Here is a 21,555-nt window from a genome sequence, read left to right on the forward strand (position 1 = left end):
CGGTGTTCGACCGTGTCGACCCGTGCGCCGTGCATGTCCTACGCTGGCTGCTTGATCTCGCTGAATTGATGGGTCGGCGTCGATGACGGCGGCTGTGCAGAATCGGGCGACCCGGCGGGCGTTCATCGCCTCCCGCCGGAATCGTTCCCGGAACTCCGGCGCACGAGCGAAGTCGGGCCGGATCACCTTGATGGCGACCAGCGGGCCGTCCTGGCGCCGGCCGAGAAAGACCGTGCCCATCCCGCCTTCGCCGAGCCGGCCATGCAGGTGATACGGCCCGAGCTGGCGTGGGTCACCCGCGCGTAGCGCCGATGCGGAGCGGGACATCGCGTCCGCCACCGTCCCACCCCCATCGGCATGCGCCCCACCGAGCGATCTCACCCCGCCGCGACTGTTGATACCCGGACCGTGGGTGGCCATGCCCCAACCCGCACCACGCCGCGTCCCTCCGCTGCCCCCTGAGTACGCTCGCTGTTCACCCATGCTGTCATCACCGTGACCAGACCGACCGTGCCGCGCAGCTGCCCCGTGGTGGAGGCGGCGCGGCGCCTCGGTACGGGAGCCCTCGTGTGGTGACTCGTTTTCAAGTGAGTATCAGTATATTACTTTTAGTAGTTTCTTGATTGCGGTGGAGCGGCCTCAGGTAATTGCAGTCGATATTAATGAACGCCGAGTAGGCGGACGGATGCAGGTTTCAATGAATGTGGATGCAGGGTACATACCTCGCGTCATCGATTTTGCTGGAGGGGTGCCGAACGAATCCCCGCCATGATGATAATCGAGCGCGGCGTCCAGCTCAAAGGGGGGTCACTGATGGCCGGGAAGGCCGATTTCATTCATCCGGATGCCGCAGTCGTATATCTGCCCCAAACCGACGCGGGCGTTGTGTCGCGGCGGCTTCGGATACGTTGGCATTTTCTGTTGTCCCAAGCAGCGGTTGTCCTTCTGCTCGCCGGGTCCATGATTACCGTGGCCAGTCTTCTCCAGGTGTGGACGGTGGGGATTTCGGACGACCAGCGCCGGTCGGATGTGCTGGTGGTGCTCGGTGCTTCCCAATACGACGGACGCCCTTCCGCTGTGTTTGCGGCGCGCCTTGACCACGCGTTTGACCTGTACCGCCGAGGAGTGGCTCCGTTGGTCGTAACAGTCGGCGGCGCGCAGGTGGGAGATGCTTACACCGAAGGGCAGGCAGGCGCGAACTACCTGGCCTCCCGCGGCGTTCCGGTGACTGCCCTGATGCCCGTAGGAGAGGGGCGGGACACCTTGGGATCGTTGCGGGCGGTAGCGGCGGCCATGGCGAGGCATCAATGGCGGAGCGCAGTGATCGTGACGGATCCGTGGCATTCGCTGCGGTCACGAACGATCGCTCGTGACCTTGATATTGACGCGGTTACGTCACCGGTAAGGACTGGCCCGTCCACCCGTGGCTTCGGTACGCAGCTTCGTTACATTGCTCGGGAAGGCGTCGCTTACCGCTTTTATCAGCTCTTCCATCGGACGACCCCGGCAGGGGTCGCGCCACCAGCCGTGTGAACACGTCCCCGAGCGGGGCGGCCGCAATAGGTCAGTGGGCGGGTTCACACGGTCGTAGTGACGGTCGAGAAGTATATTTTTATATTGTTTAAATGATTTTTGGCCGTACGCTGGTTGTGGCCGCCTTATAGGCAGGCGGTGAAGGTCTCACTTTCGGCGATCGTCAGGTGTCCGGTGGTGCTCGGTCCGGACTCGGAACATCTCTGAGGCTCGTCGTGGACGTGGCCAGTGTCTCGGACCGCGGTGCCGAGATCGCGATTATCGTGAAGATCGGTCTGCTGGTCGTCCTGCCGGGTTGAGTGCCCCTGCCCCCGCCCACGATCCCGAGGAGGGTCCGCCATGGCCATTGCTCCGGCTGTTGTTGTTCAGCAGTGTCCGTGTTGGCGGTTTTCGTGCTGAAAGGCGCGGAAACCGTCCCGGGGCTGGCCGGTGGCCCGCGCGCGGCCGGCAGACTGCTACGCCCCGATCCGCTCGCGGGCCTCACGCATCTGCGTCGGACGTACGGCCCGGTCGCGCGGATCTCCTCGCGGCCGATGTCGCTTTATCTCGTGGCGGACCCGGCGGTTATCGCGGACGTCCTCGTCGGGTCGAGCCGGGCATTCGCCCGAGGCATTGTCCGTCGTGGCTTCGGCTCCCGCCAGACAGTGGTGGAGCCTCTCGCGCTGGTGCTCGGGCGGGGGCTGCTGACCAGCGCGGGGGAGTGGCACCGCAGGCAACGCCGGCTCATGCAGCCGATGTTTCACCGTCAACGGATTTTTGAATACGGGGAGATTTTTGCCGCGACAGCGGACGATCGGGCTGATTCCTGGACGGATGGCCAATATCTTGATCTGCATGATGAGATGATCGAGATGACGTTGGCGATGGTTACCCGAGCCCTGTTCGACGTCGATGTCGACAGTAACGAGGTAGCTGTCATCCGGACAGCTATCAGTGAGAACATGGTGGTCACTCGGAAGGCTGTGCGGGCCGGTTTCGAGACGCTGGAGAGGCTGCCACTGCCTGGGCCCAGACGCCGCCGTAACGCTCGCCGTGCTCTTGACCGGGTCGTCTACGATCTTATCGAGCGCCGCCGTGCCGCTGGGGCGAGCGGGCGGGACCTGCTCTCACTGCTGCTGACAGCCCGCGATGCCGAGACCGGCGAGGGCATGGACGACACGCAGGTCCGCGACGAGATCCTGACTATCATGCTTGCCGGTCACGAAACCACCGCAAACGCGTTGACCTGGACTTTTCATCTGCTCGGAGAGCATCCCGAGATTGCGGCGGCGCTGTATGCCGAACTCGACACCGTCCTGTCCGGCCGGCGGCCAACGGTAGCGGACCTGCCGCGGCTGCCATATGCCGACGCGGTGTTCACCGAGTCAATGCGGCTTTATCCACCGGTGTGGGGCATGGGCCGCTATTTGTTGGAAGACCGTGTCATTGGAGGCTATCGCCTGCCGGCCGGCTCGACACTGCTTCTCTGCCAGTGGGTCGTCCACCGTGACGAACAGTGGTGGCCGGAGCCGGAGCGTTTTGATCCGGCCCGCTGGCTCGGGGACCGGATCGACCCGGACCGGCCGCGGTATGCCTATTTCCCCTTCGGGGGCGGCCCGCATCAGTGCATCGGCAACAGCTTCGCCCAAACCGAGGGAGTGTTGGCTCTTGCCACGATCTGTCGCCGGTGGGCGTTCGAACCCGCTATCGGTCTGAAGATCGTACCGCAGCCGCTGGTGACTCTGCGGCCGCGTGACGGCCTACCGATCATTGTCCGGCGGCGCCGCTGACGGGGCGCCGGGAGCCATGCGTCCCGGCGGTAAGAACTGTTCCGGCCATAGGCCTCGCGGCGTGGCCGGGACCGTTCGGCACGCCGGACCGGGTTCCTCGGCGCTTTGCCCGAGGCCGAGCGGACCGGTGATTGTGGCCTTCTGGCACGATCGGGGTATGCGCCGCGGCGCCGGACATATCCTTGAACGGCCACATGTTCTTGACGGGCGACGGCGAGTGAACTCGACGACATCAAGACCAAGGCTGGGGAGCCGGCCACCTGAGTCATTCACGCTGAGATGGACCCGCGCGCGCCCGCGGACCCCAGAAAACCTAGGAGAATTTATATGAGCCACATTCAGTTTGCCACTCGTGACGCGAGCCCGTGGGTACCTCATTACATAATGGCGATAGATCGAGAGAAGTGCATCGGGTGCGGTCGTTGCTTCAAGGTGTGCGGTCAGAGTGTACTGAAGCTGATGGGCCTGAACGAAGACGATGAGCTGGTCGATCCTTTCGACGAGGAGCAGGAGATCGAGCGTAAGGTTATGACCATCGAGGCTGCCGGCAACTGCATCGGCTGTGCCGCCTGCGTCCGGGTATGTGCGCCGCGCTGTCACACCTACGCGCCGGCGGAAGCGGCCTGACCAGCCGGCGGCCGTCAGCTCGCCGTCGAGATGCGGCCGGATCGGGTGGTCAGGCCGGACACCGACAGCCACTCGATCCGCCCGCTGGCCGGAGCGTCCCGTGCTGGAGGAAGCTGGGTGGGTGACTGTTAGCGCATCCACGGATCGACGTATTCCGGATCTGGACGAGGTGTCCCTCAGCCGGCTGGTGGGGTACTGGGAGGCCGCGAATTATCTGACGGTGGCGCAGATCTATCTGCGTACCAATCCATTGCTGCGCGAGCCATTGGAGCCAGGGCAGATCAAGCCTCGGCTGCTGGGTCACTGGGGTACGTCCCCGGCGCTGAACCTGGTGTATGCCCAACTGAACCGGTTGGTACGGGTGACTGGGCAGGATGTGCTGTACGTGGCCGGGCCGGGGCACGGCGGCCCGGCGCTGGTCGCCAACACCTATCTGGAAGGCACCTATTCGGAGATCTACCCACAGGTGTCGCGGGACCTGGCGGGCCTGACCCGGCTGGTCCGGCAGTTCTCCACCCCCGGGGGGGTACCGAGCCACGTCTCCGTCCCGACGCCAGGGTCGATCCACGAGGGCGGCGAACTCGGCTACGCCCTGGTGCACGCCTTCGGCGCCGCGTTCGACCACCCTGACCTGCTGGTCGCGGCAGTGGTCGGTGATGGTGAAGCCGAGACCGGGCCATTGGAGGGAAGCTGGAAAGGCATCCGGTTCCTCAACCCGGCCCGTGACGGTGCGGTGCTGCCGATCCTGAACCTCAATCAGTACAAGATTGCGAATCCGACGGTGCTGGGCCGCCTCGACCGGGCCGGGGTGACCGCCTTCTTCGCCGGCCACGGCTACGATGTGGCCTGGGTCGAGGGGAGCGACGCCCACCAGGTCCACCGGGACTTCGCGGCCAGGCTCGCCACCGCTTACAGCCAGATCCGCCGTATCCAGGACGACGCCCGCGCCCCAGGCGCGGTGGTGACCGCCACCCCGCGCTGGCCGATGATCGTGTTACGGACCCCGAAGGGATGGACCGGCCCGAAACAGGTCGATGGGGTGGCGATGGAAGGCACCTTCCGCGCCCATCAGGTGCCGTTGGCGGGTGTTCGGGAGAAGCCGGCCCAGCTGGCTCAGCTGGAGGCGTGGCTGCGTTCCTACCACCCGGACTCGCATTTCGACGCGGACGGGCGGTTGGTCGCCGATCTCGCCGCGCTCGCACCGACCGGCGACAAGCGGCTGGGGGCGACCAGCTACGCCAACGGCGGCCGGCGCGCCGTGGCGCTGCGGCTGCCGGACTGGCGTGCCCACGCGATCACGGTCGGTCCAGAAACTCGCGGAAAGGTCATCCACGAAACCACCCGGCCGCTCGGCGACCTGCTCCGCGACGTCTACCGAGACAATCCCACCACCTTCCGGGTGTTCAGCCCGGACGAGCTGACCAGCAACCGGCTCGGTGCCGTCCTCGATGTCACCGACCGCTGCCTGGTCGCCCCGACCGGCCCGCACGACGACCGGGTATCCCCATCCGGCCGGGTCATGGAGGTGCTCTCCGAGCACCTGTGCCAGGGCTGGCTGGAGGCCTACACGCTCACCGGCCGGCACGGCCTGTTCGCCACCTACGAGGCGTTCGCGATGGTTTCCGCCTCCATGCTCATCCAGCACACCAAGTGGCTGCAGGAAGCCGCCCGGCTGCCCTGGCGGGCGCCGGTACCCAGCCTGAACGTGCTGCTGACCAGCACCTGTTGGCGTAATGACCACAACGGCTTCTCCCACCAGGGCCCCGGGCTCATCGACACCGTCGTCCCCCTGTCCCCTGGCATCGCCCGGATCTGGCTGCCGCCGGACGCCAACACCCTGCTCTCGGTCGCCGATCACTGCCTACGCAGCCGCGATCACGTCAACCTCCTCGTCGCGGACAAACAGCCCCACCTGCAATACCTCTCCGCGGACGAAGCCGCTGAACACTGTGCCCGCGGCGGCTCGGTCTGGGAATGGGCCGGCAGCGACGGCGGCGAGCACCGCACCGACATCGTCCTCGCCGGGATCGGGGACGTCCCCACCATGGAGATCCTCGCCGCCGCCGACCTGCTGCGTCAGTTCACGCCGGGCCTCACCGTCCGTGTCGTCAATATCGTCGACCTGATGGCCCTGCTTCGCGCGGACCTGCACCCCCATGGCTTCTCCGTTCCGCTGTTCCGCGCCCTTTTTACCGACGAAACCGACGTCGTCGTCGGTTTCCACGGCTACAGCCGCGCGATCCACCAGCTTTTGCACGGCCGGCCCAATCCGCAACGTTTCCACGTCCGCGGCTTCATGGAACAAGGCACCACCACCACCCCGTTCGACATGGTCGTGCGCAACGGTGTCAGCCGTTACCACCTCGCCCGCCTTGCCATCGAGTTCGCCCGCACCACCCCGCGAGGCGCTGACCGGCTCGTCACCCATTGCGAGACCCAGCTCGCCCGTCATCAGGCCCACATCAGCGAACATCTCGAGGACCTTCCTGAAGTCCGCGACTGGACCTGGCCGGGCGACCATGGGCGGCCACGCGCACCGCACGTGTAGCGACTTTGCTTACAGGCAATCAGATGGCCACCGGGACGGCTGGAGCGTCGACCAGGATGAGGAACCAGCCGAGCGTCAGGAGAAGATCGTACTCGTGAAAGGCCGGGGCTCCGTCGGCTGAGCTGAGCAGGACCCGGTGGCCGCCGAGCACAATCGCAATCCCGTCCCGGGCGAATAGAACGACGTTGTGCCCGTCGGTCCGGGGAGCGCTGGTTGTATGGGTGACGAAGCCTCGAGCGAAACCCCGCCAGTTGGGTGTGATCCAACGCAGCCAGCGGTCTCCGGTCAGCCTGACGAGGGTGTTCCCGCGTCCTTTTTGGAGCACCGCGAGTACGTCGCCGGTCAACTCGGCAGTGACCCGAAGGCCGCCGTGGCTGCCTTCCACGACCATCAGATGTTTTTGGGCCCTGCATGTCACCCGGCCCTGGGCGCGCCATTCTTCCCGCATCCGGATGATTGTCTCGTCGTCAACTTGGAGCGCGAGCTGGTCCCCAGTTACGGTGACCGCCCGCCACGCGAATTCTGGCACCATCGCGCAGTCGGAGTGAACTGTCATCATGTTGCCCTCCTGCCGGGTCGTCTCGGGAAGTTCGCCCGTCGGTTCCCATTGAAAGACCAGCTGGTCAGCAGCTGGTCAGGAGCGTGAACGCGGCACCTGGGTGAACGACCAGGGCCGGCTTGGCCCTGGTGGGTGTGACACCGCGCGGGCGATGGCGGCTTGGCTGGCCGCCTGTTGTCCAGTTTGTGGCTACTCGGCTTGTTCGACTCCGTCAAAATACGTAATCGGCTGCGCGGGCGATGCGCAGGCGTGGTCAGGATCTGGTCAGTGCCACCGCTGACACTGCTACCGCTGACGGTGCTGCGGTTGCGTCCTGTCGGACATGCGACTGCACACCCTGCTGGTCACGACTTTGCTTCAAGTTGTCACAGACAGATCCCGCGTACTGGTTCATGATGGTATCCGAGGCACTGGGATCACCCAATTGGCGACATGCGTTGTTTTGTGGAACAGGATGACATGGAGTTTCGGGTTCTTGGATCGCTCGAGGTGGTGAGCGAGGCCGGGCAGGTGCCGATCGGCGGTCCGCAGCGCCGCCTGCTGCTCGCGGCTCTGCTCTCCGAGGCGAACCGTCCCATCCCTGACCGGGAGCTGCTGCGAGCCATGCAGGGCGATGACGGTTGGTACGACGAGCGTCGGCGCCAGCTCCTGCATCGGCTTCGGGTGCACATCTTGGATCTTCGACGGGTGCTGGGCCAGTCCAACGGACAGCCCTTGGCGCGGGGCGCCGGAGGATACGTTCTGCACGTCGGGGCGGAGGAGCTTGACGAGCTGGTTTTCCTCAGCTGGGTGGAACAGGCCCGGCGGCTGCTGGACTCCAGAGACGCGGCGAGTGCCGCCGACCGGATGGACGCGGCATTGGCGCTCTGGCGCGGAGAGCCATTATCGGATCTTGAAACGCGCCCCTTTGTCGAGCGTTATGCGGCCCGGTTGCGTGAGCTTCGCCTGTACGCGGAGAAAGAAAGAGCAGCCGCATATCTGGCCGCTGGTCGGCATGGGCCGCTGGTTCCGATCCTGCGGCGGCTGCTCGCCGACAACCCGGCCGACGAACGGTTACAGCTGGATTTGTCGTTGTCCCTCTACCGCGACGGTCGCCGGGAGGATGCCGCCGCCGTCTGCCTGGATGCGTTGCGCCGTTCCCGCGATCTCGGAATTGAACCGACCGCGATCCGGGAAAGGCAGCGCGTGATCCTTGCCGACGAACCATCCCTGCGCTGGGTCCCGCCAGTTGAAAAGGTCGGTCTCGTCGCCGCGGCGCGTCATCCCGTGCCGTATCAGCTTCCCACCGGGACAAGAAACTTCACGGGCCGCGAAAGGGAAGTCGCGGATCTCCTCACCTTGTTCGAAACGGCTGACGTCGGTGCGGGAACAGGCAGCGCGGGCGTGATTGTCTCGGCGATAGCCGGGCAGGCGGGTGTCGGCAAGACGGCGCTCGCCGTTCACGTCGCCCATCGGCTCCGGCCTCGTTTCCCCGATGGCATCCTTTACACAAATCTACAGGCCACGCCCGACTCGCCGGCCGAGCCGTCGACGGTTCTGGTGTCGTTTCTCCTCGGTCTGGGGGTGCCGCGTGAGCAGATAGGAGATGATCATGAGGTGCGTGCGGCACTGTACCGTTCGACGCTCGACGGCAAGCGGCTGCTCGTCGTCCTGGACAATGCGACGGATGCCGAACAGGTGCGTCCGCTGATTCCGGGCGCGGCATCCTGCGGGGTCATTATCACCAGCAGGCGTGCGCTTTCGAGTCTGGACGCGGATCACCTCCTGCTTGACGTCCTCGACTCCGACGGTGCCGTCACCCTGCTCGCCAAGGTGGCGGGTGCCGCGCGGGTCGAGGCCGAACTCGAGGAGGCCCGCACCATCGTGGCGCTGTGCGGATTTCTGCCGCTGGCGGTACGCATCGCGGGGGCGCGTCTCGAACAGCGACCGGACACGCACCTCCGCTCGCTGCGTGAGGATCTCCAGGTTGCGCGTTTGAACGTGCTCAGGGTCGGAGATCTTGAAGTGCGGGCCAGTGTCGACCTGAGCTACCGGGAGCTGCCAGCGGCGACCCGGCGAGCGTTCCGTCTGCTGTCCGTGCTGGAGACGGAGGACGTAGGGCCGCTGGCCGCGGCCGCCCTTCTTGATCAGAATGTGCGGGAGGCTTCCGAGCTGCTCGAAGAGCTGGCGGCTGGGCAGCTTCTCGAGCGTCGTGCCAGTAATGGAAGCGAGTCTCGGTATCGTTTTCATGATCTGTTGTTGTTGTTTGCGCGTGAGCGCCTTGCGCAGGAGGACAGCCCCGCCGACCGCTCCGCCGCGCTCGAACGGGTCCTGGAGATGTATCTGGCCTGCGCGGAGGAGGCCGCCAAGCGGCTGCACATCGGTATTCCGATCGTCCCACGCCGGTCTGTGCCGCAGTGGCAACCGGCCGAGGACGGAATGATCGAATCCGTTACGGGACGTCCGATCCAGTGGTTCGACCGCGAGAGCAAGAGCCTGGTCGCTCTCGTCGAACAGGCTGAGGCTGAAGGCTTCGATGAGATGACGTGGCTGCTCAGCGCCGCGCTCGTCGACTTCTTCGAGATCGGATCGCACTGGTCGTTCTGGCACCGGACCCATGAGGCGGCTCTCGCGGCAACCCGGCGGCAGCGCAGTCAGGTGGCCGAGGCGAACGTGCGCCGCCATCTCGGGCTGCTGCGCCGGTTGCAGGGTGACCGCGCCGGTGCGCGAAGGTTGTTCGAGGCGAGCTTGGCGCTGTTTGTCTCGACGGCCTGGCCGATCGGCGAGGCCGCGGCGCGCCGTAACCTGGGCGAACTGGACACAGAAGACGGCAGGATCGATGAGGCTATTGATCATCTTCGTATCGGCAGGAATCTTTTTCGTGATTTCGGTGTGACGTTCGGTGTGGCGCGGACGCTCCAAACCCTCGGTCGGGCTTATCTTGCCGCAGCTCGTCCCGCCGAGTCGTTGTCCTGCCTGGAGGCTGCGGTCGGTTACTGTGAGATGACAAGCAATCAGCTGGCGGTTGAGCGTGCCCGGATGGCCCTCGGCTCCGCCTTCCTGCGGACTGGGCGGGTGGACGACGCCATCGGGATGCTTGGTGCGGCAGCTCGTTTCTTCCAGGCGGAGGGGCATCTGCCGTTGCGGGCCGAGGCGCTGCTGTTGCTGGGTGACGCCCACAGCCGACGGGGTCGTGATCCCGAGGCGTTCGGCTGTTACGACGCCTGCATGTCCATTTTCCAGGAACGTGGCGACATGCTGAACCAGGCGAGAACCCTTGCCCGCCGGGGCAGGCTGCATTACTGGCGGAAGGACGATCTACAGGCGCGGGCGTCGTGGAGCCAGGCACTGGCATTATTTAATGATCATGATGGTGCAGAGGAGTCCGAGGTCCGTAACTGGTTGATACGCGGCCCGGGTGATCGGCTTGAGCCGGCGACGGAACGCGTCCTCGACCATTTTGATCATGATGGGTTCATTCAGCGGGTTGCGGCGAGTGAGTATGTTGTGCGGATTCTCTCCACCTGGACAGAGCTCCTCGAGGACCGGCTGCGGGATTCCTTTCTCGGTGCGCTTCTGCGCGCCCTCGACCGGGGTGCGTTGGTTCAGATCATGTTGCTGGACCCCGACTCGCCCGCGGACGTCCAGCGCACCCGGGAGATCGGCATGTCGCACGATGTCTCTGGACTGGTCCAGGCGAATTTGCGGTGCCTTCGGAGCTTCATCGACGGGCTGACCGGCTCGGACCGGGAACACATCGCGGTGCGGGTCTACCGGGCGGCGTCCACCGTCGCGTATTACCGGTCGGACGCACGCGCGCTGGTCGCGACGCTTCCGATGAGCGACTCGTCGTCCCGGACCACACAGTATGAGGTTCCGGTTGATTCGACGTTCGCGCAGTTCGTCGAGCAGCAGTTCACACAGCTGTGGACCGCCGGGAGCCGTCCGTTCGACCTGTGAGGCGGCCTGCGACCGGCAACAGGGGACGCGGCGTCGCGGCGCTGGGGCACGTACCCCAACCGGTTATCCGTCGATCTATCTGTCGATCCGGATCCACACCTGACCGTTATCGATCCGTAGGGGAAGCTGCTCCAGCCGCGCATCTGGTGCGTTGAGGCAGCTGCCCGACTGCGCATCGTAACAAAAGCCGTGCCGGGGACAGGTGAGGGTGCCCGTTGCCGGGTCCAGCTGGGCTACGTTGATGGGGAGGCCTTGGTGGGCGCAGGTGTCGCGGTAGGCGATTAGCTGATCGCCTACACTTATGATCACTACATCGGCTTCGGCGCCGTCGGCTCGCTCGAGATGTAGCGCGGTGATCTGTTGGCGGGAGAGCTCCATGGTCGTACCGACCGTGACCCAGCCGCCGTCGCGGGTGCGGACGGGACCCAGCGGGATCAGCGTCGGGGGCGGTTCACCCGCGAGCATCACCACCCGCGCGATGGATGCGACCCCTCCGACCAGAGCGTCCTTGACTACTTCACGCAGTGTGACTCCGGTCAGGGCACGGCTGTTGCAGGTACCGTTCACCCGCAGGAAGGCCGTATCCCCGTCGATCCGGATCAGTTCGACATCCCCGCCGTGGGCACGCAGATAGGGCCGTACCTTGTCGAGCGCGTGCAGCGATTCGGTCACCGGCGTGGGCTGGATGACGTGGTGCATCGAGAAGAGCAGGTGCACCAGAGGATCATCCGCGAGTTCGAACAGGAGCTCGCGGCCGCGAGGGTCGGCGCGCAGTTTCCGGACGATGGCGTTGATCCCGCTGCCATGGAGGGCTTCGACGGCGTGGCGGAGCTGCTCGGCTTGCTGCCGCGCGGCGGGTTCCAGGTTCTGGACGGCGGCCGCCGCCTCATCCAGCGCCTCCGACAGCGCGTCGAAGCTGGGTTCGTTCCGCTGCGGCCCGATCGGCCGAGTGCTGCTCATCGTTGGACTCCTAGGTCCTCTGGGGCAGCCGGCCGCACGAAAAGAATTATGATCGCGTACTCTTTGACCGGCTGGTTCCCCCTCGGCCGGGTTTGGACAAGACCGTGGGTACCTTCTCACGATCCCATAAGGTTGACGGGTCACCGCCGAAATCGGCCGGGCATATGACGGCTGTCACCTGCCGGCCGCCGAGCCGGCCGTCATGCTGGTCACACCGGTCAGTTTCCGGACATTTCATCCCCTCGGTGGCCGGCGGCTCGTTTGCTGGCGTGGTGAACAACTCCGCCGAAGCATGCCGGGCGTGGCGGCCGGCCACCGAGGGGGAAATCGCCCCATCGCCGGCCAATATCGGGTGTACCCGGGCCAGTCGCGGCTGTGGTCGTCACGAAATGCTGTCAAGAGGTTACCCTGTGTTTGAACCATCCCTCTTGCCGGCCATTGTCGGGGCGAACAGGCTGCGTTCCGGGCCGCGCCAGCCCGGTCGGCGCCAGTCTGGAGCAGCGTATTGATTAATATTTTTCCGGTCGGGCGCAACGGATTCCCGCATGGCCGGTGACCCGTTGATCGAAAATGCCCGTATTCCGTACATTACCCGCTTTGGCCCGCGGCAATCACTGGGCGCCGCGAGCCGGACAGTCCTATTGCCGGGCGCTCTAAATCCTTCCTGGCAGTAGGCGAATCTTTTTGAAAGGTGGCAAGTATGGCTCGCGACGCAGCGCCCGTCGACGCTACCGTGCCGGCTCCCGACGGCTTCGCGCCCTGGGTGCCTCGGCCGCGGGTGCCGACGGATGAACCCGCACGGCGCCGCTGGGACACTCTGGCGGGCGGCCCGGTCAGCGGGCGCCTGGGACCGGTAGCCGGTGTACTGGTCATTGTGCTGGGCGGGATCTATCTGATCTGGCGCCTGGGCACGCTCGACGGTACGGGCGCGTTCGGTCGCCTCTTCTACGGCGCTGAGTTGGTCAGCTACATAACTGTCGCCTGGACGGTGGTGATGATCGGCCGGATGCGCCCGGATAGAGTACGCCACGCCGGGACGCCGGTGGGAACGCTTGATGTGTTCGTGACGGTGTGCGGTGAGCCGGCGTCCATGGTCGAGCGGACGCTGCGTTTCGCCCTGGCGATCGACTACCCACACCAGACCTACGTTCTCAATGACGGCCGCATCGCCGGCCGGAAGAACTGGCGGGAAATCGACGCGCTCGCCGCACGGCTCGGCATACCGTGCTTCACCCGCGTCGACGGGACCCCGGGAAAGGCCGGTAATCTCAACCACGCGCTGGCCCGCACCAATGGCGACGCGGTCCTGACCCTTGATGCCGATCACCTGGTGGTGCCGGACGTGGGGGAGCGGATAGTCGGTTATCTGCGCGACGCGGCAGTTGGCTTCGTCTGTACTGCCCAGTGTTTTGACACGGGTCGCGCGGATGTCCTGAACAACGCTGATCCCATGCTCTTCCGTGCCATCCAGCCGGCGAAGGACCGTGACAACAGCGCGTTCTCCTGCGGCAACGGGACCCTGTATCGCCGGTCGGCTCTCGAGTCGGCTGGCGGATTCAGCGAATGGAATCTGGTCGAAGATGTGCAGACATCCTACGAACTGCACGCGCGTGGTTGGTCCAGCGTCTACCATGCCCGGCCGATTTCGATCGGGACGGCGCCGGCGACCGCCGCCGTCTACGCCAAGCAGCGTCTGCGATGGGCGATGGACCATATGCGCCTGCTACTTTTCGACAACCCGTTGCGCAAACCAGGCCTGCGGGGCTGGCAGCGGGCGCACTACCTGCACACCAGCCTCAGCCCGCTCCTGACCACGGTCCAGATGGTTTTTTTGGTGGGCCCACCGATGTCTGTGATCTTCCGGATGCGGCTGGTGTCCGGTGCCGCTGAAGAGGCCTACCTGTTCTTCGGCCTGCCCTACCTGCTTAGTTCGGCGCTCTTCATCGTCGCCTATGCGGGGGGCAGGCCCGCGGCCCGAACGGTCGCGAGTTCGCTGTTCATTGCCCCGCTGTATCTGATCGCGTTTCTGTGGGTTGCGTTCGGTTACCGGCCGCGTTCCTCCGGTACGACCGAGAAAGTGTTCCAGCCGAAGATGTCCGTGCTGGTCCTGCCGCAGATTACTTTCGCGCTCACGCTGGTCGCATCGATCATTATCTATGCCTTCGACACGCGCCCCGGTCGTCCGGTGTTCGCGTTGGTGTGGGCTGGGATCATGTTGATGATGATGGCTGGTCCGCTGTCCGCGGTCAGTGAGCGACGTGCGGCGGTTGAGCGCTGGCAGGTACCGATACGTGGCACGATCATTCTCGCTGTCGCCCTGCTGTCGGCGTTGACGTTCGCCAACTGATCGGGCTGGACCGAATCACCCGCTGGCGTCCTGGGCCTGGTCCGGGCTGGTCCGGACCAGCCCGGACGGGGGGCGGCTGTTGTTGTGAGAACTCGCTGTTGTGAAAACTCGCGAAAGCTTACAAAAGGTCGCAGACGAGCCCGAGTTCCTGCTGGACCGCCGTGCTGAGACTGTCGCAGCCGACGCCGGCCGTACCGAGCTCGACGACAGCCCAGCGGTTGCCCGGGTGCCGTAGCAGGGCGATCGCTGGGTCGGTCTCACCACTGGCTGGCACGACATGGGCAACCGCGACGGTCGGGTCGATCCTGGATACGCGGACGTCGACCACCTGGATGCCGTCCGGGGGAACCTCACCGAGCAACGGGCTCGTCCGTACCGCCCGCGTGATCTGCTCATCAGTGGATGGACCAGCGCTCCCGATCGGCGTCGCGACGGCCGACCTGTCCGCTATGTCCGTGGCTGGCACCGTGGCTGGCACCGTGGCTGGCACCGTGGCTGGCACCGTGGCTGGAGTGGCCTGGATGTTGGATGGCGCCGTAGGTGGCGCTGAGGAGGATGCCGTCAGTGCGTCGGTGGGCATGACAATCACAGCCGCGAGCGCGGTCGCGGCGAAGAGCAGCTGAGAAACTGGCGGGCGGGTCATCCGTGCTGCCCGCGCAGCGGGCCGGATGCGTGACATGCGGTGTGTGCCGTTCCGTGTGTACCTGGTGTTCCGTGGGCGTGTGACGTTCGGTGCGCGCTGGGCTGTCGGACCCCTCCGTTGTCGAGCCATGGAACAGCTCTACCCGTCCTGGCGTACTTAACCCATGTAACACATCTGACACCAGGCTGTCGGCTGACCGTAAAGAGGGGGTGATCAGGGGAAGAGTCCCTGTACGCCGGGCTCGGGCTGCCGCTATGGACAACATCACCGCCGAGATGTCAATCACGAGACACCGCTGGACCGACGAGTGATCCGCTGTGGTCACGCGCCCATGTTCCAGCTGCTGATCTCGAAAATCTCGAAAGATCGTGTGAAGGAGCCGGCGTCAGCCGAGGAACAGGTATGTGCCGCGGAACAGGCACAGGACGGTGAACACACCAAAGCCGACTATCCAGATTATGGCGGGAATGCCGGTGATCTCGGCCATCGCGTCCGCGTCCGAGGACCATGCTCCTTTCCGGTGCGCTCGGTGCAGGTCGAGAACGGACCGTGGCCCGGCCAGCAACAGGAACCAGGTGAGGAAACACGCGAGCGCACTTTGCGTGCCCACCGAGGCCGAATGCAGTACCAGAATGACCACGGCGCCGGTACCGGCGACGATCATTTTTCCGAAGCCGTTTCGGGTGACGAGGAAAAGCGCCGCCAGCGCCAGGAGGGCAAGGAGCAGCGTCGCGGTGATGTGACCGGCATTCAACAGGGCCGCCGCTCCCAGCCCGAGCCCGGACGATGCGGTGTAACCGGCTGCCAGCATGAGGAATTCGGCGAACCGGTTGCGCCGCCCATATGTGCTTGTGAGGCCTGACGTGTCCGAGAACAGCCATACCCCAAGGACCCAGCGTCCGAGGAGGTAGGCGACAAGCGCGTGACCGCCCTCGTGCGCGATCGTGTCGAGGTGGCCGCTGCCGTGCCAGGTCCATGTGGGCACGACCGCCGCGAGGGCGGCCAGGCCAGTGAGCACGATAATCCATAACGGCGTGCCGACCCTGTCCGCGACGATCATCGTCAGGCCCATGCTGCTACTACCGTTGTTCATGGCGCCCCCGGCACGACACGATTCGCATTGGCTCATCAATATTGGCTCTGCTGATGTGCTAATCACATAATTTTTTCGCCGGCTGGACAACTGAATATTTTTTCGCGCGGCGGGAGGGCGCGGAGGAGCTGGTCAGCCGCTGTCGCGCCGGCTGACGAGATCAGTGATCTTTCGAGGTTTGTGCGCGGCGGGCCGTTGTGCTCCGGTGCTGGGGCCGTGCTCCAGCGGGGGTGCCGCGATCCAACAGGACATCCCAAGGTTTCCGAAAGCTTCCCCTCAGGCGTGACCGCCACGGTATGCACATGACACACGTGTGGTTGAGCCCGAGTCTGCCCGCCGACCCGGGGGCGATGGCCGGCGCGCTCGGACCCGGCTACGAGGTCCTGCCACCGTCGGCTGAGCCACCGTTCGGGGACGACCAGCCTGGGGACAACCGGCTTGGGGAGCAACCGTCAACCGGTGTGGCCGACGACGGCCTGAGCGAGCCGCGGACGCAACGGCTGGTCCAGCTGATCATTGTTGCCACGATCTATGAGCGGGAGCTGCTGGCGGCTCTTGCGGCCCGCCCCGGCGACACCCGCCTGGTGCTGGTCACGCCCCCGGGCGTTGATGTCCCGCCGGATCTGGGTGCTCAGGTACGGCCGCAGGTGGTCGGCCCGGCCTCATCGGTTGCCGATGTGGCCGCGCTGATCCGTGCCGTTCCCGCGGATACATCCATGGATGTGCTCGGGCCGGCGGGGGCTGACGCGCCCTGGTGGGCCGGCGCGGGCCGGCCCGAGATCCACTCGGCGGCCGGGCCGGCGGATCTGCCGACGGCGGCGCAGCCCACGGCGGGAGGCGGTTGGCAGTTCGGTCGGCGGTTCGGTCGGCGCGGTGGCCTGATCGCCGCGGGCGCCATACTCGCGGTCGTACTGGGTACCAGTGCCGCTGTCATGGCCGCAGCTGGTGGGGGGAACAGCGGCAGCCAGACCGTGGACGCCGCCAGTCCCGGCGGGCTTCCCAGCTACGGGCCGGGCCGTGGCCGCTTTCCCGGCGGTGGTGGCTTCGGCGAAGGCCGGATGCCAGGTGACGGGTTCCTGGGCGGGGATCGGTTCCAGGATGGCGACGGCCCGGCGATCGATCTGGAGAAGTTCCAGGCGTGTCTGAAGGACAAGGGCATCACCCTCGGCGGCAGCAACGGGCAGTCTCGTCCGGACATGAGGGATTCGAAGGTCCGTGCGGCCTTCCGCCAGTGCATGGTGGACGCCGGGGGAGCAGCCGCGCCAGCCGGCCCTCCCGGTGACGACCAGCCCGGCGACATGGGCGGTCCGGCTGGCGCGGCTTCGGGCACGAGCCCGGCCAAGCCCACGACCTTTGTCGCGTCGGCGGCGACACTCACGTGAGGAAGGCGCCACCGCCGTCAGCAGGTCAGCAGGCCAGCAGCAAGGGGAGCACACGATGACCACGAACGCCGGCGACCTCGACTGGGGGTCGGTCAGACCCGACGTCGACATCCCGGCACGGCGTCAGGAGCCATCACCTGGGGCGCTGGGTGGTCACGCTCACGCGGCGCCGAGCGCACCCCCGATCCGGCTGCCCCGGCCGTTGCGGGGGCACTCCGCGGACCCGTGGTGGATACGTCCGGCCCTGCTTGTTCTGCTGGCCGCCACCGCCGTCACCTACCTGTGGGGGCTCGGCGCGTCTGGTAACGCCAACAGCTTCTACGCCGCCGCGGTGCAGGCCGGTACGCGGAGCTGGAAGGCGATGTTCTTCGGCTCGTTCGACTCGTCGAACTTCATCACTGTGGACAAACCGCCAGCGTCACTGTGGGTGATGGCTTTGTCCGGAAGGATTTTCGGCTTCAGCGGCTGGAGCATGCTTCTACCGGACGCGCTGGAAGGCATGGCATCCGTGGGCATCCTCTATCTCACGATCCGCCGCTGGATCGGTCCTCGCGCGGGTCTTGTTGCCGGTGCCATGCTGGCCCTGACGCCGGTGGCCGTCCTGATGTTCCGATTCAACAACCCGGACGCGCCGCTCACGCTGCTGCTCATCGTAGCGGCCTACTGCGTGGTGCGCGCGACCGAGACCGGGAGCTACCGCTGGATCGCGCTGACCGGTGCCGCGGTCGGCTTCGCCTTCCTGACGAAGATGATGCAGGCGTTCCTGCCGGTGCCGGCGTTCGGGCTTGTCTACCTGGTGGCCGCCCCGACCTCGATCGGCCGGCGGTTGGTGGGGCTCCTGGTCGGCGTCGGCGGTGTGCTTGCCTCCGCGGGCTGGTTCGTGGCGGCCGTGGAACTGTGGCCGAAAGATTCCCGGCCCTACATCGGCGGTTCGACCAACAACAGCTTTCTTGAGCTGACCTTCGGCTACAACGGTCTTGGACGGATCTTCGGCGATGGGGGCGGGGGCGCTCGGGGCGGGGGTGGCGGGCAACTGCCGGCCGGTATCGCCCAGTACCTGCGGGGCATGCCCGGCGGTGCTGGTGCCGGCGGTGCTGGCCGTGGCGGTCCCGGGGGGATGTTCGGTGGCCCGACCGGCTGGAACCGGATGTTCGGCAGCCAGTTCGGTACCCAGATCTCGTGGCTGCTGCCGGCTGCGCTGATCGTCCTGGTGGGCGGGCTGTGGGTCACCCGCCGGGCGGCCCGCACGGACCGCATCCGTGCCGGTCTTCTGCTGTGGGGCGGCTGGACGCTCGTCACCGGCATCGTATTCAGCTATATGAGCGGAACCATCCACCCGTACTACACGATCGCGCTGGCGCCGGGAATCGCCGGCCTTGTCGTTTTCGGCGGTACCGCGCTGTGGCGTGCGCGGGCCTCCCGGGTTTCCCGGACGTTGATGGCGGCGGCTGTCGCGGTCACCGGCACGTGGTCGTTCATTTTGCTCGACCGCAGCCCTGAGTGGTACCCGGCACTGCGGTTCGTCGTTGTTGCCGCCGCGGTTCTCGGCGCGCTCGCGTTGCTGGTCGGCCGGCGGCTGTTCACCGCCGCCGGGGTGGCCGCGGCCGCGGCAGTGGTGATCGCGCTGGGTGCGCCGTCGGCTGCCTACGCCCTTGACACCGCCTCAACGCCCCACATGGGCGCGATTCCAACCGCGGGGCCGGCCACTGCCGGCGGTGGTGGTTTTCCTGGTGGTGGGTTTCCCGGTGGTGGGTTTCCCGGTGCGGCGGCTGGACGGTTCCCCAGCGGGGGCTTCCCCGGCCTCGGGGCCGGTGGCGGCGGTGGTGCTGGACAGCCGGGAGGCGGCCAGCGCGGTGGTGGACCCGGGGCCGAGCAGACCGCCAACGCCGAGCTCGTCCAGTTGCTCAGGAACGGCCAGCGAGGCTACCGCTGGGCCGCGGCGGCGTCGGGGTCCCAGGTGGCCGGCTCGCTCGAGCTCGCCAGCGGTACCGCGATCATGTCGATGGGCGGGTTCAGCGGCGGTGACCCGGCACCGACGCTCGCCGAGTTCAAGCGGTATGTCGCTCATCACAACATCCATTACTACATCGCGGGTGGTGGTTTCGGTGGTTTTGGTGGCCGTGAAAACAACGGGATCACCTCCTGGGTGCAGAGTGCCTTCACCGCCAGGACTGTCGGTGGGCAGACGGTCTATGACCTGACGATGCCGGGGTGAGCTATACCTGAGTACGGTCAGCTGCTCGTCTGTTTGTCGTTCGAGAGCATGCCGCCTGTTGGGGACTCTGCCGCCGCAAGAGGCCTGGGATGGGTGACGATGGGGCTGTGAGCGGGCCGGTCATGGGCGGTCGAAAGTGGGGGGTTATGAGCGGGCGGGCAGCAGCAGGGCGGCGGGCATGACGCGGCCAGGCCGAGCGGGGGAGGGGACTACGGCGGAGCCACTGGAGCCGCTGCATGCGGACGACCCGGTATCGGTCGGCAGGTACATGCTGGACAGCCGTCTCGCCGTCGGCGGCATGGGCACGGTCTATCTCGGCCGGGACACGCTGGGCCGACAGGTCGCGGTCAAGGTGATCCGGCCGGACCTCGCCGCCGATCGCGACTTCCGGGAGCGGTTCCGGCACGAGGTCGCCGCGGCCCGACGGGTCTCGCCGTTCTGTACGGCATCGGTGCTCGACGCCGACCCGGACGCCTACCCGCCGTATCTCGTCACCGAGTACATCGATGGCAGGCGGCTGGACCGGGTGGTGACGGAGGACGGTCCGCTGCCCGCCTCGACCCTGACCGGTACCGCGATCGGGGTGGCGACGGCACTGACGGCCATCCACCGCGCGGGGATCGTCCACCGTGACCTCAAGCCCGCCAATGTGATCATGTCGTTGTCCGGGCCGAGGGTTATCGACTTTGGGATAGCCAAGCCCGCCGCTACCACACGTCATGATCTCGATCGTGGACTGATCTTCGGGACCTACGGGTGGATGGCGCCCGAACAGATCCTCGACGATCCGGTCAGCCCGGCCGCGGACATCTTCACCTGGGGGCTTCTGGTCGGCTACGCGGGAACGGGCCGGCACCCGTTCGCGGAACCGGGAGCCTTCGGGCCGGCCGCTGACGCCAGCCTGGGGCGGCGGATCGTGGAGGAGGCACCGGACCTGACCGGTCTCGCCCGACCGCTGCGGGGGCTGGTCGAGACCGCGTTGACCAAAGATCCGAGGGCGCGGCCAGCCGCGCGTGATCTGCTCATGCGTCTGGTCGAGGGCAACGCGGACGTCAGCGCATCCACGCCGATCGATCAGATACTCGGGCGGACACAGCGGATGGCCGCTGTCGCGCCACCGACCCGCCGTGGTTCGCCAACGTTCGCGACCGGCCAGCTATCGGGACAACCAGCGCGTTTCGGGCAGCCAGCGCGGTTCGCCGAGCCCGCCGGCGAGGCCCCGCCCCCCGGGTATCCGCCGGCCGCGCCGTCGCGGCCGCGTCGTCGCTGGTGGTTGCTGGCCCTGGCCGCCGTGCTCCTGCTGCTGCTCGGTTGGGTGGCCCTGCGGGGCCTCGGCGGTAACGACACAGGCGCACCGCCCGCCGTTTCCAGCTCCGCGCCCGCGCCTGCGGCTTCGGCGCCCCCGTCCCCTTCTCCCGTCCTGTCCGGGGCGGCCGGGGTCGGTGTCCCGGTCCGCGATGGGCAGCTTGAGTTCACCGTGACACATGTGCAGTGCGGCCTCGATCAGTTGAAGATCGGGTTGATCACCAGGCATCCGGACGGCCAGTACTGCCTGGTCGCCCTTACCGCGCACAACATCGGCGGTTCGACCCGGAATCTGTCGGTGGCCCCGCAGCGGCTTGTCGACAGCGCTGGCTCAGACCACGATTCCAGCCAGCTCCTGTCGCGGATGGTTTTTTCGGAAGATATCTGGGGGAACATCTCCGCGGACGAGACGGCGAGCGGCACCCTCGTCTTCGACATCCCCCAGGACGTCACCGCTGATCATCTGGAGTTGCACGACGGCCCGTTCAGCGGCGGGGCTGTCGTCTCACTTCGATGAACGGCTGGTCAGGCTGCGAAGACGACGGTTCGGCCGCCGTTGAGCAGGATGCGGTGCTCGGCGTGCCAGCGCACGGCTCGGGCGAGTACCTGGGCTTCGATGTCGCGGCCTACGGCTG

At 66.5% G+C, this 21,555-nt stretch carries 14 protein-coding genes and 2 pseudogenes; 10 read left to right on the forward strand and 6 right to left on the reverse strand.

Annotation, left to right across the window (positions count from 1 at the left end):
* Window positions 1-327, reverse strand: a pseudogene (locus tag MJ797_RS12725) (hypothetical protein); the annotation flags it as partial.
* Between the two features lie 633 nt (window positions 328-960).
* Here MJ797_RS12725 and MJ797_RS12730 point away from each other — a divergent pair.
* The 5 genes from MJ797_RS12730 to MJ797_RS12745 all read left to right on the forward strand — a co-directional run bounded on the left by MJ797_RS12730 (window position 961) and on the right by MJ797_RS12745 (window position 6,477).
* The gene (locus MJ797_RS12730) at window positions 961-1,533 is read left to right on the forward strand and encodes a YdcF family protein (RefSeq protein ID WP_239334568.1); all 573 of its coding nucleotides are present in this window, start codon (window positions 961-963) and stop codon (window positions 1,531-1,533) included.
* 167 nt (window positions 1,534-1,700) lie between these two features.
* On the forward strand, window positions 1,701-1,832 hold the full coding sequence (locus MJ797_RS26980; protein WP_255738876.1) for a hypothetical protein: 132 nt from the start codon (window positions 1,701-1,703) through the stop codon (window positions 1,830-1,832).
* A 78-nt stretch (window positions 1,833-1,910) separates the two neighbouring features.
* Window positions 1,911-3,302: a cytochrome P450 gene (locus MJ797_RS12735; RefSeq protein WP_239334550.1), complete on the forward strand. Its 1,392-nt coding sequence runs from the start codon at window positions 1,911-1,913 to the stop codon at window positions 3,300-3,302.
* A gap of 327 nt (window positions 3,303-3,629) precedes the next feature.
* Entirely contained in the window at window positions 3,630-3,929 is a 300-nt protein-coding gene (gene fdxB / locus MJ797_RS12740) for a ferredoxin III, nif-specific (protein ID WP_239334551.1), read from the forward strand.
* A gap of 121 nt (window positions 3,930-4,050) precedes the next feature.
* Window positions 4,051-6,477 (forward strand): phosphoketolase, encoded by a 2,427-nt coding sequence (locus MJ797_RS12745; RefSeq protein WP_239334552.1) that lies wholly within the window; start codon window positions 4,051-4,053, stop codon window positions 6,475-6,477.
* Between the two features lie 19 nt (window positions 6,478-6,496).
* Here MJ797_RS12745 and MJ797_RS12750 read toward each other — a convergent pair whose 3' ends face one another.
* Window positions 6,497-7,036: a hypothetical protein gene (locus tag MJ797_RS12750; RefSeq protein WP_239334553.1), complete on the reverse strand. Its 540-nt coding sequence runs from the start codon at window positions 7,034-7,036 to the stop codon at window positions 6,497-6,499.
* Window positions 7,037-7,495: 459 nt separating this feature from the next.
* Here MJ797_RS12750 and MJ797_RS12755 point away from each other — a divergent pair, with 459 nt between their 5' ends.
* A complete protein-coding gene (locus MJ797_RS12755) occupies window positions 7,496-10,975 on the forward strand; it encodes a BTAD domain-containing putative transcriptional regulator (protein ID WP_239334554.1) in 3,480 nt (1,159 codons plus the stop codon).
* Between the two features lie 75 nt (window positions 10,976-11,050).
* Here MJ797_RS12755 and MJ797_RS12760 read toward each other — a convergent pair whose 3' ends face one another.
* Window positions 11,051-11,935 (reverse strand): NifU family protein, encoded by an 885-nt coding sequence (locus tag MJ797_RS12760; protein ID WP_239334555.1) that lies wholly within the window; start codon window positions 11,933-11,935, stop codon window positions 11,051-11,053.
* Window positions 11,936-12,635: 700 nt separating this feature from the next.
* Here MJ797_RS12760 and MJ797_RS12765 point away from each other — a divergent pair.
* The gene (locus MJ797_RS12765; RefSeq protein WP_239334556.1) at window positions 12,636-14,282 is read left to right on the forward strand and encodes a glycosyltransferase; all 1,647 of its coding nucleotides are present in this window, start codon (window positions 12,636-12,638) and stop codon (window positions 14,280-14,282) included.
* Between the two features lie 118 nt (window positions 14,283-14,400).
* Here the strand turns inward: MJ797_RS12765 and MJ797_RS12770 are convergent, their stop codons facing one another.
* Complete coding sequence (locus tag MJ797_RS12770) at window positions 14,401-14,925, reverse strand: hypothetical protein (RefSeq protein WP_239334557.1); 525 nt, start codon at window positions 14,923-14,925, stop codon at window positions 14,401-14,403.
* Between the two features lie 385 nt (window positions 14,926-15,310).
* Window positions 15,311-16,018 (reverse strand): M50 family metallopeptidase, encoded by a 708-nt coding sequence (locus MJ797_RS12775; RefSeq protein ID WP_239334558.1) that lies wholly within the window; start codon window positions 16,016-16,018, stop codon window positions 15,311-15,313.
* A gap of 302 nt (window positions 16,019-16,320) precedes the next feature.
* Here MJ797_RS12775 and MJ797_RS12780 point away from each other — a divergent pair, with 302 nt between their 5' ends.
* The 3 genes from MJ797_RS12780 (at window position 16,321) to MJ797_RS12790 (ending at window position 21,437) form a co-directional block, all read left to right on the forward strand.
* The gene (locus MJ797_RS12780) at window positions 16,321-17,400 is read left to right on the forward strand and encodes a hypothetical protein (RefSeq protein WP_239334559.1); all 1,080 of its coding nucleotides are present in this window, start codon (window positions 16,321-16,323) and stop codon (window positions 17,398-17,400) included.
* A 55-nt stretch (window positions 17,401-17,455) separates the two neighbouring features.
* A complete protein-coding gene (locus MJ797_RS12785; protein ID WP_239334560.1) occupies window positions 17,456-19,615 on the forward strand; it encodes a glycosyltransferase family 39 protein in 2,160 nt (719 codons plus the stop codon).
* 178 nt (window positions 19,616-19,793) lie between these two features.
* Window positions 19,794-21,437, forward strand: a complete 1,644-nt coding sequence (locus MJ797_RS12790; RefSeq protein WP_239334561.1) for a serine/threonine-protein kinase — start codon at window positions 19,794-19,796, stop codon at window positions 21,435-21,437.
* Window positions 21,438-21,445: 8 nt separating this feature from the next.
* Here the strand turns inward: MJ797_RS12790 and purU are convergent.
* Window positions 21,446-21,555, reverse strand: a pseudogene (gene purU / locus MJ797_RS27485) (formyltetrahydrofolate deformylase); the annotation flags it as partial.

Origin of the sequence: Protofrankia sp. CiP3 (assembly GCF_917627345.1) — a bacterium.
Taxonomy (GTDB): domain Bacteria; phylum Actinomycetota; class Actinomycetes; order Frankiales; family Frankiaceae; genus Protofrankia.

What these genes read in the sequence shown, in the direction of transcription:
- MJ797_RS12730 (WP_239334568.1), top strand. Translation starts at nt 961, where the DNA reads ATGATTACCGTGGCCAGTCTTCTCCAGGTGTGGACGGTGGGGATTTCG.
- fdxB (WP_239334551.1), top strand. Translation starts at nt 3,630, where the DNA reads ATGAGCCACATTCAGTTTGCCACTCGTGACGCGAGCCCGTGGGTACCT.
- MJ797_RS12750 (WP_239334553.1), bottom strand. Translation starts at nt 7,036, where the DNA reads ATGATGACAGTTCACTCCGACTGCGCGATGGTGCCAGAATTCGCGTGG.
- MJ797_RS12755 (WP_239334554.1), top strand. Translation starts at nt 7,496, where the DNA reads ATGGAGTTTCGGGTTCTTGGATCGCTCGAGGTGGTGAGCGAGGCCGGG.
- MJ797_RS12760 (WP_239334555.1), bottom strand. Translation starts at nt 11,935, where the DNA reads ATGAGCAGCACTCGGCCGATCGGGCCGCAGCGGAACGAACCCAGCTTC.
- MJ797_RS12765 (WP_239334556.1), top strand. Translation starts at nt 12,636, where the DNA reads ATGGCTCGCGACGCAGCGCCCGTCGACGCTACCGTGCCGGCTCCCGAC.
- MJ797_RS12770 (WP_239334557.1), bottom strand. Translation starts at nt 14,925, where the DNA reads ATGACCCGCCCGCCAGTTTCTCAGCTGCTCTTCGCCGCGACCGCGCTC.
- MJ797_RS12775 (WP_239334558.1), bottom strand. Translation starts at nt 16,018, where the DNA reads ATGAACAACGGTAGTAGCAGCATGGGCCTGACGATGATCGTCGCGGAC.
- MJ797_RS12780 (WP_239334559.1), top strand. Translation starts at nt 16,321, where the DNA reads ATGACACACGTGTGGTTGAGCCCGAGTCTGCCCGCCGACCCGGGGGCG.
- MJ797_RS12785 (WP_239334560.1), top strand. Translation starts at nt 17,456, where the DNA reads ATGACCACGAACGCCGGCGACCTCGACTGGGGGTCGGTCAGACCCGAC.
- MJ797_RS12790 (WP_239334561.1), top strand. Translation starts at nt 19,794, where the DNA reads ATGACGCGGCCAGGCCGAGCGGGGGAGGGGACTACGGCGGAGCCACTG.